Here is a 12243-nt window from a genome sequence, read left to right as displayed (position 1 = left end):
TAGCTGTACCTTTAAACATGAATTCATTATTGGTAAGTCCACCAAAACTCATTCAACGACTATTCTCTACACGTGAATGGTCAAGACCAAATAATGAAAAAACCATATACCTCACCTTTGACGACGGCCCAATACCAATAATAACTCCCTGGGTATTAGAAACTCTTTATAAGTTCAATGCAAAAGCTACATTTTTTTGTATAGGCGATAATGTAAATAAGCATCCTTCAATTTTTGCTGAAATATTAAACAATGGACATTCCGTTGGTAATCATACCCAACATCATTTAAACGGGTGGAAAACGAATTTTAAAAATTATATAAAGGACGTTGAGTTATTTGAAAATACATTTACAAGAACAATTAAACTAAACGAAAATAATTATCAGAAAACAACAATCTGCAATCTCTACCGTCCGCCGTATGGTAAAATGACTTCTCGGCAAGCAAAAAAAATTAGAGAGAAAGGATATAAAATAATTATGTGGAATGTATTGAGTATGGATTATGATGCTAACATTTCCGAAGAAAAATGTCTTGAAAACGTATTAAAAAACATCTCAAACGGAAGTATTATAGTTTTCCATGATAGCTTAAAGGCAGAAAAAAACCTTCGCTATGCTTTACCGAAGGTTTTAAGTTTTATAGTTGAAAATAACTATAGGTTTTCAAAATTATAAGTTAATTTAATAATAGATTATAGCTTGTTATTAAAAATTGATTTGAACCAGATCCTGTATTACGTTCTACATAAATCTCTATATAATCTGATGGATTAGCCACCACTGTACCAACTATAGAAAGTCCTTGTCTTGCATTAGTATCCACAACATCATAAACAACTTCAGACCCTGGTTGTTGAACCCCATTTTTATAAATAGAAAATGTAAAACGCATACCTTGAATAGCCGTAAATGAGATTGAGCCTATTACATTTAATGCTCTTGATTTTTTACCTTCATACACTACGCTATTACTACTATTTGCTCCAGGACGAGTAGATGTCCTAAACATTCGAATAGGCGCAGTGGTTACTGGAAGTTTAATTGGTGTAGAGTTAGTAATAGTTACAACACTAGAGCTTGTATAATAAATATTTGCGGTAGCAGCTCCATCTTCTTCACGTGGAATTCCTGTAGAATTAACAGTCCAATCTTTACTAAAATTATACCCAGTATAACTGGACGAACCATTTACGTAAGTTCCTCCTCCGTAAAAAACTACTTGACTTAAGACTGCATCGCCAGTGATTGAAGTAATTCCGGTAGTGTTCATACCTGTCCTTCCAGAAAGTACGTTACTAAAACCGCTAGCCTTTTGTATTAAGCCAAAAGTACCAACAAATGTTTCATAAGTCCCACTGTTATTTCCTAGCCAGCCTTGATTGTTTAAAAGTAAATTTCCAATATTAGAATAAGTAACTCCGTTAGTGTTTCCTATAAACTGTACAATATTACCAAAATAGAGTCCTACATTAGATATATTCCCAACACTGGCCATGCCTGTAATTATTGAACTTTGTATTATTAATGAAGATCCACCTGTTATATTAAAAGCAGTACCTCCACCAGTTATTGTTAAATTTCTAATACTTCCCCCTGTTGATCCTTCAAAAACTCTACCGCTAGCTCTACTTAAAATATCTTCATTAGTATCTAATCCAGCAACATAAGCATTATTTAAATCTATTGGAAAATTTAAATTTATAGTTCCATTAATCTCATAAAAGGTATTTGCTTGTAATAAGTATTTAGTATTACTTCCCGCAACAAGCTCGGAAGCTAAATCTGAAACAGATTTGATAAGTTTATAGTTAGTCCTTTGATTTGATGCTGAATTTATTTTAATCCATGACGTTGTAGAAATATCATAGTGGTAAAATGACTTGATTGTAGTATCATAGACAAGAAGACTATTAGCAGGCATTGTAATAGCTGTTCGTTGTGCAGTTGTCATTCGTGGAGCTAGAAGTCCTTGGGTTGTTGAAGAAATATCTAACATTGATGATGCAGCTGGGCTTGTCGTTCCTATACCTACTTGAGCTTTAGAGACACAAACAGACAAACAAGTAAGGAATATGAATGTTATTATTTTAGTATACATAACAAATATGGTTTAATTGAAATTTTTTTCTAAATAAAAAAGAATACAAAACATGCAAAATTAGCACTTAAACCCAAATAAAAGCCTTTTAACGAAAAAATTATGCTCTATTATGTGTTTTTTTAACACTTTAAGATGTGTTAGACTAGTACTTCTATATATTTATTTAAATATATTCTTTGACAAGACCAATTAACGTAGATGCATCCTGCTCTCCGCTTTGACGCCATTTCATTTCCCCACTTTTATAAATCATAAGTGTTGGAAGTCCTTTAACCCTAAGAGCTTCAGCAAGTTCTGAGTTTTTTTCTACGTCAATTTTTATTACACGGGCTTTATCCCCTAACGCAGCTGCAACGTCACGTAAAACAGGATGCATCAATTTGCATGCATCATCCCACTCTGTATAAAAGTCCAATAAGACTGGGATTTTTGTTTCAATTAATTCTCCAAATTTTGACATTTGACTTATTTTTTCGTAACGTGTATATTACAAATATAACATTTATACTGCAATATCACACCTTAGACTATTTTCCCTTTCTTTTTTAATGTAATAACTGTCACCTCAGGCCACATTCCTACTCTTCCAGGGTATCCAAGATATCCAAAACCACGGTTGACATGAATATAGCGTCCAAACTCCTCATAAAGCCCAGCCCAGTTTTCATACCTATATTTTACGGGGCTCCATTTAAACCAGCCAGGAATATCAATACCAAATTGCATTCCATGTGTATGACCACTTAGAGTAAGTTGTATATTTTTATTATTTTGTTTTACTTGTTCCTGCCAATGAGAAGGATCATGACTCATTAAAATTTTAAAGTCTGAAACGTTACAACCTTCACATGTCTTAACAAGATCACCCGCTTTTTTAAAACCTCCAGACCCCCAATTTTCAATACCTAATAATTTAATAGACTGTCCGTTACGGGTAATTGTTCGGTGTTCATTTAATAACAAATCCCAACCCATATTTCGTTGCAATGCTTTTAATTTATCTAAATTTCGGATTTTTTCTGTTTTACTTTTCCATTGTACATAGTCACCATAATCATGATTACCTAATACTGAAAACACGCCATCTCTAGCTTTTAAATTTCCGAAGATATGAGTATAGGGTTCCATTTCATCAGCTACATTATTAACTAAATCTCCTGTAAATAAAATAACATCGCTTTCTTGTTCATTTACTAAGCTTACGGCATATTCTACTTTATTAATATTATCAAAACTACCACTATGAATATCACTTATTTGCGTGAGCGTATAGCCGTGAAACTCTTCAGGCAAGTCATCAAACTCAATAGCATATTTTAAAACCTTGTAATTGTATTTACCTTTTACCATCCCATAGAGAAGACCAGCGAATGGAATTGCTGCAATTCCAAGAGCAATAGTACTTATAAATTTGCGACGCGAGGGCAAATAAAAAGTTTCATTTCCACCTCCTATTTTTGAAAATAATCCAACAAATAAGCGTATAATATCTTCACCAAACATAAAAATTATAATGAGCATTTTTGGCACAAAAAAAGCCAGAAATAGTCCAAAGTAATACATCCCTCCAGGAGACATCATCCTACTGCCTCCTAATTTATTGAGTTGAATAATCAATAATATTAACACCACTAGCGAGCTCAGAATATAGAGCCAGTGAATTATAGAATTTCGAGTAAGTGTCTTGACGGCTTGGAATGCATAAATATCTATAAGAATATAAATTGCAATAAATATTACCCAACGAATCATATAAAATAAGGTTTTTATCAAAGATATTACAATTCAATCTAGAATAGATAATAGTTATGATATGTATATTTTTTATATTCCGAAATACCTTTTAAAAAAGCACATAACTAGAACATTCCTACGTAGTTACACCTGTTTTTTTAACACAGGAAAAATCTTACAAGTGAGTATCTTATTTTTAATTAGCTTTGTTATACATAAGTAGGTTGATACTTAAGGTATTAATCAAATTTGGGGCGAAAAGTCATCACACCTGTGATGACTTTTCCATTTTTGACTTTTTTTGCAGATAGATGAAGCATCATTTTGCTTTAAATTAGCTACAACAATTATTTAGCAATTATGTTTAATTAGAATTTAGTAAATTCACAACACTAACTGTCAACTACTTCCATTGAAAATAATCTTCATATTACTACTTCCATTATTTTGTTTTGCACAACAAGAAAAAAAAGTTGATTCGCTAATTACAATAGCAAATAAACTCACAACAGTTAAAGAAAAATTTGATTATCTATGTTCAATACCCAATAAAGAAAGATACGCCACCCACACAATTAACTACATAAAAGAGGCAGAGCAAATAGCAATTGATAATGATAACGAGGATTACATAGCACTTACCTATTATTATTATGCTAATTATTATTATTACAATGCTAAACTAGATTCGTCTTTATTTTACATAAAAAAAGCAAAACCCTTTTTATCTCCTACTCGACAACCTCTTGTTAACGCGTCTTTAATTTCAACCGAAGGAGGTGTTTATCAAAAAAAAGGGAACATGCCTCTGTCAATTTCAAAAACACTAGAGTCTCAACAGTTATTAGACAAAATTGATACAATACCACTTACAGGTGAAGAGCGAAGACGTTATAAAATGATGGGATTATCAACCCTAAATAGTTTAGCTAATTATTATAATAGCATTGATGAATATGAAAAAGCAATATCATTTTACGATAAAGGATATTCAACAGCTTTACGAAACAATTTATATATGTTCGCTGGAGTATTTATTAATAATAAAGGTGATGTTTTTTTAAAGAAAAATCAATTTAAAAATGCACTCGATGCTTTTCTAGAAGGGAAAAAATTAAAGAAAAAAGGGAATGCTCAAGAACGAATTATAAAAAATTCAGATTTAAATATTGGAGTTGCATATACTGGATTAAATGAAAATCAAATGGCACTTCCATATCTAGAAGATGTAGTGGCATTTTACAAAAAAAATAACATTACAACAATGCTTGCTGAATCTTTGTTTTATAAAGGAAATCTTTATTTAAATATTCAAGACTACAAAAATGCTAAAGCTGATTGTGAGGAAGCAAAAACAATAGCAATAGCAGATTCAAATCTCGAAGTTGTTAAAAAAGCATGTAATTGCCTATATCAAGGCTATAAGGCTACTTTAGATTATGACTTAGCTCTCGAAAATCATGAACTTTATTTAAAAACTAAAGACAGTATTTTTAATGAAAAAAACATAAAAAAGCAAACAGAACAAGAACTTCAATATGAGTTTAATAAAACAGAAGAGTTACGCTCAGCACAAATTAAAGCAAAAGAAAACGAGAGTAAACTTTATTCAATTTTAGCTGCAGTAGCATTTACATTTGCATTGTTTTTGGGGTTTTTCTTTTACAAAAACAGGAAAAAAAATATTTTACTTGCAAAACAGAAAAATTTACTTGAAGCTACAGTAGATGAAAAAAACATATTATTAAGAGAAACACATCACAGAGTAAAAAACAGCTTTCAAATGGTAAGCTCATTGCTTTTTATTCAAAGTGAAACCGCACAAGACGCTGAAGCTAAAATAGCCATAAAAGAAGCTCAAAATAGAGTGCGCTCTATGGTACTTATTCATCAAAAACTTTATAGTAAAAACAAATTAGTTGGTATTGATAGTAAAGAATATATCGAAGATTTTACAAAAGATGTTATAGAAAGTCATCAATTTGAAACCACAAAACTCAAATATAAAGTAGATGCACAATCTTTATTGCTAGACATTGAAACAATAACACCTTTAGGCCTAATTTTAAACGAATTAATTACAAACGTTTTAAAACATGCGTTTCATCCTGTAACTGAAAACAGTTTATTACATATTTCATTTAAAAAACAAGCGGCAACTCTAGTATTAACGGTAACAGATAATGGCAAAGGAATGCCCCCTAAAGTTAAGGATAGCTCTTTTGGACTTCAATTAATCGAAGGTTTATGTAAAAAATTAAAAGCAACTCTCACACTCCTACCTGCATCTCCAAAAGGCACAGAAGCAAAAGTGGTAATGATGCGTTTTGAAATCTTATAAAATTTATTCACTAAAAAAAGTATGCGTTCACTAAAAAAAGGATAAAAGTCCATTTGTTATTTGTAGATTGTATGTAACTGACAATCAAAAAACTTCTTGAACAAACTAAACGTCTATATCGTAGAGGATGAACCGCTAATAGTAATGAGCCTAAAAATGGCTTTGAAAAAAAATAATATAGCCATAGCTGGCAGTAGTGATGAATATGAAGAGGCAGTCGCCCAAATTTCTAAAACACAACCCACATTAGTCTTATTAGATATTCAACTACAAAGTAATAAAGATGGGGTTGATATAGCTCATTATTTAAGTAATGAGCAGATTCCATATCTATTTTTAACCTCTCAAACAGATCCAGTTACATTATCCCGCGTTAAAGAAACAAACCCATTAGGTTATATAGTTAAACCATTTACAGAGGCAGGACTTTTAAGTAATATAACACTAGCCTGGCATACTATTAACCAAGACGAAGAGAAACTCAGCTTTAAAACTGAAGGAAAAAAATATACCATCAATCAATCCAGTATTCAATATTTAAAAGCTTTTGATAACTATTGTTATATAGTTACATCAGCAAAAGAATACTTGGTGCCACACACCTTAAAATGTATTTCTGAAGCCTTAAATCAAGCACATTTTTTTCAATGTCATCGTTCCTACTGGATAAACCTTAGAAAAGTTGTAGCAGTGGCTACAGATTTTGTCCAAGTGGACTCCGTTGAGGTTCCTTTGGGGTATTCAAGAAAAAAGAAACTCAGTGCTAGAATGGCAGAAACACCAACTCTTAATTAATTTCTATTAATTTTAAATAATTAAGCTATTCAAATAGTCTTTGTTTTTAAGCCGAAATGTATAACAACAAAATGATTGTAATCCATTAAAATTTCCGAAGAAAACTTAATGCCACTCAATTTCAAAGTTTCACTAAAAAAAACATTTGTTCACTAAAAATATTTGTTAGGTTTTTTACAATCAAATAAATTTATATTGTAAGTCAACTAACGTATCAAATTACCACTACCAAACTTAACCTGCTTTTATTGTTATTAATTTAAAAAAATGAATCTATCGCTATTATTTTGAGATAGTTTTAATTTAGAAAAACAAATTAGCATTTATAGCATTATTGAAGGCCACGAATTGAGGAGCGTGGTCTTTTTTTATAAAAAACTAACTGTTAAGTGTATTTAAAAACCCATCTTTTCTACGCGCAGAAACATTTATAGTAGTTCCATCCTCCATTGTAAGGTAGCCTCCGTTACCTTTTGTATACTGCTTAACATATTTTAAATTAATCAAGTGAGAGTTATGTACACGATAAAAGCTTAGGTTTTCTAACAAATTTTCATAATGCTTTAATGGTTTTGAAACAGTAAATTGTTTGTCTAAAGTAAAAATATGAGTATAACTTCCATCTGCTTCGCAACGATTAATTGAGGTAATTTCAACAAACTCATATCCTGTTGCGGTGGGCAATGTTAATTTTGAATTATTATTATTAATGCTATCAAGTAACACTCTAAATCTTTGATCTATTTGCTGGCTAGTAGGCTTTATTCGATCAAGATAGCGCCTCACAGCTTCATTAAAATCATCAATGTCAATGGGTTTTAACAAATAATGAAGCGCACTAAACTTAAAGGCTTCGATTGAATAATTATCAAAAGCGGTTGTGAAAATAACTTGAAAGTTAATTTGAGGCATCTCCCTTAAAAAATCAAACCCTGTTTTTTCTTGTATTTCTATATCTAAAAACACTAAGTCTGGCTTGTGCAGTTTGCAAGCTTCAACAGCTTGCCATACTGTACTGCACGTTGCCATTACAGTAAATGTTGCAGTACTACGTTTTATGTGATACAACAATCTGTCAATACAATGCTGCTCATCGTCAATAAGTATTGTTTTAATCATTTATAAAATATTATGATGCATATAATAAGGGGAGGTACACTTCAACTCTTACACCTTTTTCTTTATCCATTATTTTTACCGAACCCTTTATATTATTGGTTCTATTGAGGATGTTGATTCTATTTTCAGTAATTTTTATCCCTAAAGATGTTCTATTATTAGACTTTACTGCGGTTACGTTTCTGCCTACACCATTATCATCTACAATATAATGTAATGCATCGCCTTTTTTATCAATAGTAATTTTAATGTGTCCATCACTTTCGTTTTTTGCTAAACCGTGTTTTATACTATTTTCTATAAAAGGCTGAATGATAAGAGGAGGAACTAAAACATTATTTGCATCAATGGTATCGCTTATGTCAAAGGTGTATAAAAATTTTCTATCAAATCGTTTATTTTCAATATCTAAATACATCTTCAATACTGAAATATCCTCAGAAAGCAGCACATTCTTTTTTTCTGAATTTTGCAAAATCTCCCTTATCAATTTGGCAAATTTTGAAAGATAGTCGCTAGCGGAATGTATATCATTTTTTATAATATAATCGCCAATTGAATTTAGTGAATTGAATATAAAATGTGGATTTATTTGTGCTCTTAATGCTTTCAATTCTGTTTGGGCCACCTCAGTGCTAAATTGAGCCTCTTTCGTTTTAAAAACCGCTTCTTGCCTCTTTTTATATAAAACAAATCCAATTATACTTAAAAAAGACAAGGACAAGCCTCCTACAATTGTTCCATTTTTAATAATTTTTTGCCGTTGCATTTGAGCTTTAGCTAGTGCTTGTTCTTTACTATATGCTGCTTTTAAAAGCGCTTCTTTTTTTTCAAACGTAAACTGAGCTTCCATCTTAGCAAATGCCTCCATTTTTTCAAGCGATAGAAAACTATCTTTTAAAACTGTAGCACGCTCTTTTTGTTGAAAAGCTTTTTTAAAGTCATTTAATTTTGAACTTGTCCATGAAAGACCCTCTAGGGCTTGTTGTTGTACAAGAATATTATTAACACTTTTAGCTTCCACTAATGCATTATTAAAATAGGTTGTAGCCTTTTTTACAAAAGATGATTGTGGATTGACTTTATACTTTTCACGATAGCAAGTTCCTAGGTTTTCATTTGCAATTGCCAAGTTTGTGGTATTACCTATTTTTTTATAATTTGATATTGCCTGCTCTAGATTTTCAATAGCATCATCAAACCTTTTTAAAGATATATAAGCTATTCCAGTATTTGTATGGTTGTTAGCTTCTAATAATGTATTACCTATGCGCTCATTTAATTTATTTGACTCTTTGTAATATTCAATAGCCTTTAGAGAATTTCCTTTACTATCGTAACAATTTCCTAAATTTGATAAGGCGTTTGCTTGACCGTAGAGGTTTCCTTGCCTTTGATATATTAGTAGTGCCTTTTCTTGTTGAGCAATTGCCTGATCAAATTTATCTAAACGTTTATACAGAAGCCCCAGATTAGCTTGGATACTCCCATACTCAAAATCGTTTTGCTTGTTTAAGTTTTCATAAATGATTGCTGCCTCATTAAAAGTTTTAATAGCTTCAGGATATTTAACTTGGTACATTTGATTTATAGCTATGCTATTTAGCATTTTCGCCATTAAAAAAGAGTCTTTTTCCTTTTCAAAAATTATATAAGCCTCTCGATAATTATGGTTTGATTCTTTATAATCTGAAGCATTAAAATAAACTAATCCCTTATTATATATTGTCTTAGCAAGCGCTTTTTCATCATTAAAAGTTTTTTGAATCTCAATTGCTGAATCATACATTTTCAATGCTGCTGCTGTATTTGCTAATGCATAATAATTAACACCTTTAAATTTATATGCTAATGCAAGTTGCTCTTTAGACTCTAGTTTTTTTGCCAAGTTAATTGCCTTATCACAAAATAAAAGTCCCTCCTTAGGTTGTATATTATTATAGTAATAGCACAAATCGTTAAGTAAAGTCAATTTCTCTATGCTATTATCAGGATATAATTTTAATTGTTCTGATAGAGAATCTATTAATTTTTGTTGGGCTGAGCTATATACCCAAAAGAATAAAATGAAATAGAGTAGTTTACATTTCATCAATGAAAATAGTTTTTTGCGGTTGTTTTTTAAAAGTATAAAATTATTTACGATTAAACCCTAACAATCAACACTTAAACTTTACTTAACGACGGTTACAAATTACAGCTAGCTAAGTAATAATGTAAAATTTATCTTTAACAGTAACCTCGCAAAAAAAATTTGATGAAAAAATCTAATTACTTTATTATCTACATCTGCAGTTGTTTGTTGTTACTTTCTAGCTTTACATCACAAATTTTTTGTCAAGAAAGAATAAACCCACCAAAAAAAAATTCAAAAATAAAAAGTGCAGATCAGTTTGTAGATAATACATTTCAGTTATATCATAAAATATATGTTTATGATAGCCTATCCCAAAAGGGTGTTGAAATTCCACCAGAGTTAGAAGACGAACTACTCGCAAATGCTCAAAAAGATATTGATAGCTTATGGCAAGTTTTACCCACTGTTGTTGAAGATATGGGAAGTGGCAAAGGCAATATTATGCGAAAAGGGAAAGCCACACTTAATTTAAACAAAGCTAAAAAGGCATTACGTTACTGTCTTGCAACATCAAAAACATATTTTATTGGCACCGATGAAGAAGAGTAAAAATATGAATAAAAAAAACAGCTTACTTTCAATAACACTCTCAATTGCTTTAGGTATTGCAAATGCACAGTCGTACACAACTAGTTTTAAAGCCGAAATTTGTAATTGTTTACCACAACAATTTGAAACACAAAAAAACCCCAATAAGGCTATTGAAACTTGTTTTCAAAACACATTGCCCAATTATGCAGCCCTTATTGATGCCGAAATTGTAGAAGAAAATGCAAACATTAGATACCAAAAAGGACAACAAAAAAGGATGGAATTAATGGTTTCATTCACTTATGAAATGGTGAACAGTTGTGATATATATTTTAATAAAATAGAAGAAATTAGAGAGCTTCAATTTAACCAAGGGAAAGCCTATATAACAGAAGCTAAAATTGTTGAACTTGACAAATTAGTTGCTATGCACCCCAATCACGGCACGTATTTAGAAAGAGGAAGAGCAAATTTTTACTTAGAAAATTATAGCAAAGCCGAAATCGATGTGCGAGAAAGTATTCGTATTTATAAAGAAATGACTCAACAGGAAAACATCGCTGCCATATATTTATTAGCTTGGATTTTAGAAAAACAAGAACGATATCAAAAAGCGTTTCAACTTTTAGATGAAGAATATAAAGAAAGACCCATTTTTAATACCGCCTATTTTCGTGAAATAGCAAATAAAAAAACTGGTGGAAGTTTTAAACCTTTAAAAAACGCCTCAAATCGCCGAATAAAACAAGATACTAGTAAACTAAAAAACATCAAAAAAAACGCATCAAAAGACGACCTTAAAAAATTATTTAAAATTAAAGGAAATAATAAAATTTGAATAATAAACTCCCCTATAGTTTACTCAATTAAAATAGACTCACTTTTAAAAATCTAAAAATTATGACTGTATTTAAAAAAATACTCCTGTTCTCTTTTCTAACTTTAGCGTTAAATTCTTGCGGTAGCGATGATGCAGAAGATATTATTGAGGATATAGGTGGCGGAGGTGGAGATGGTTCCATTGCACAAATTACAGCAAAGGTAAATGGCAATGATTTTTCCTCACTTGTTGTGGAGGGCGCTGTAGAGGCAAGACTCTCATTACTTCCTATAAATGGAAATCAAGCCTATGTCTTTGCCATAGGGGGCGCAGATTTAAATGGAGGTCTCCCCACTGCCATAGGTATTGCAATGGGTGACTCTAATTTTGACGCACTTGTAAATGGAAAAGTACATCAAGGAATTAATGACTCAAATCTTGAAGAGCAATTTGCCCTCGGCACTTATCAAGAAAATGATGAGATAAATGCCACAACCGAAAACACAGATAATGCTATTGTAAAAGTTACATTTATTGATAAGACTAATAAAGTAATTTCGGGAGAGTTTAGCTTCACTGCAACGGATGAAGATTCTGGCCAAACATTTGAAGTAACGCAAGGAAGATTTACAAATGTTCCTTATGACGATTAATGTCGAA

Annotated in this window: 11 protein-coding genes; 6 read left to right on the top strand and 5 right to left on the bottom strand. The window is 31.1% G+C overall.

The genetic code is table 11. The features are described from left to right. The first annotated feature begins 17 nt into the window (after positions 1–17). Positions 18–680, top strand: coding sequence for a polysaccharide deacetylase family protein (locus GB234_RS03575; RefSeq protein ID WP_151893142.1), 663 nt, complete (start codon positions 18–20; stop codon positions 678–680). A gap of 1 nt (position 681) precedes the next feature. Here the strand turns inward: GB234_RS03575 and GB234_RS03570 are convergent, their stop codons facing one another. The 3 genes from GB234_RS03570 to GB234_RS03560 form a co-directional block, all read right to left on the bottom strand. Next, entirely contained in the window at positions 682–2103 is a 1422-nt protein-coding gene (locus tag GB234_RS03570; RefSeq protein WP_151893141.1) for a phage tail-like protein, read from the bottom strand. Between the two features lie 166 nt (positions 2104–2269). Further along, the gene (locus GB234_RS03565) at positions 2270–2575 is read right to left on the bottom strand and encodes a thioredoxin family protein (RefSeq protein WP_308645058.1); all 306 of its coding nucleotides are present in this window, start codon (positions 2573–2575) and stop codon (positions 2270–2272) included. A 53-nt stretch (positions 2576–2628) separates the two neighbouring features. Beyond that, positions 2629–3858 carry a metallophosphoesterase gene (locus GB234_RS03560; protein WP_151893139.1) on the bottom strand — a complete coding sequence of 410 codons (1230 nt, stop codon included), beginning with the start codon at positions 3856–3858 and terminating at the stop codon, positions 2629–2631. Positions 3859–4252: 394 nt separating this feature from the next. Between GB234_RS03560 and GB234_RS03555 the strand changes: the two genes are divergently transcribed. Both GB234_RS03555 and GB234_RS03550 read left to right on the top strand, forming a co-directional pair. After that, complete coding sequence (locus tag GB234_RS03555; RefSeq protein ID WP_151893138.1) at positions 4253–6181, top strand: tetratricopeptide repeat-containing sensor histidine kinase; 1929 nt, start codon at positions 4253–4255, stop codon at positions 6179–6181. A 96-nt stretch (positions 6182–6277) separates the two neighbouring features. After that, the gene (locus GB234_RS03550; RefSeq protein ID WP_151893137.1) at positions 6278–6976 is read left to right on the top strand and encodes a LytR/AlgR family response regulator transcription factor; all 699 of its coding nucleotides are present in this window, start codon (positions 6278–6280) and stop codon (positions 6974–6976) included. Between the two features lie 378 nt (positions 6977–7354). Here the strand turns inward: GB234_RS03550 and GB234_RS03545 are convergent, their stop codons facing one another. Together GB234_RS03545 and GB234_RS03540 are read right to left on the bottom strand one after the other, a co-directional pair. Then, complete coding sequence (locus tag GB234_RS03545) at positions 7355–8095, bottom strand: LytR/AlgR family response regulator transcription factor (protein WP_151893136.1); 741 nt, start codon at positions 8093–8095, stop codon at positions 7355–7357. A gap of 10 nt (positions 8096–8105) precedes the next feature. Beyond that, positions 8106–10187 carry a tetratricopeptide repeat protein gene (locus GB234_RS03540; protein ID WP_151893135.1) on the bottom strand — a complete coding sequence of 694 codons (2082 nt, stop codon included), beginning with the start codon at positions 10185–10187 and terminating at the stop codon, positions 8106–8108. 165 nt (positions 10188–10352) lie between these two features. Between GB234_RS03540 and GB234_RS03535 the strand changes: the two genes are divergently transcribed. From GB234_RS03535 to GB234_RS03525, 3 genes are all read left to right on the top strand, one after another. Next, complete coding sequence (locus GB234_RS03535; RefSeq protein WP_151893134.1) at positions 10353–10781, top strand: hypothetical protein; 429 nt, start codon at positions 10353–10355, stop codon at positions 10779–10781. A 4-nt stretch (positions 10782–10785) separates the two neighbouring features. Then, entirely contained in the window at positions 10786–11601 is an 816-nt protein-coding gene (locus GB234_RS03530; protein WP_151893133.1) for a tetratricopeptide repeat protein, read from the top strand. A 62-nt stretch (positions 11602–11663) separates the two neighbouring features. After that, positions 11664–12236 carry a DUF6252 domain-containing protein gene (locus GB234_RS03525; protein WP_151893132.1) on the top strand — a complete coding sequence of 191 codons (573 nt, stop codon included), beginning with the start codon at positions 11664–11666 and terminating at the stop codon, positions 12234–12236. Positions 12237–12243 lie beyond the last annotated feature (7 nt).

It is taken from the genome of Patiriisocius marinistellae (assembly GCF_009014635.1).
GTDB lineage: Bacteria > Bacteroidota > Bacteroidia > Flavobacteriales > Flavobacteriaceae > Patiriisocius > Patiriisocius marinistellae.
The sequence above is the reverse complement of the archived record's forward strand: the minus strand, read 5'-3'. Positions and strand labels throughout refer to the sequence as shown.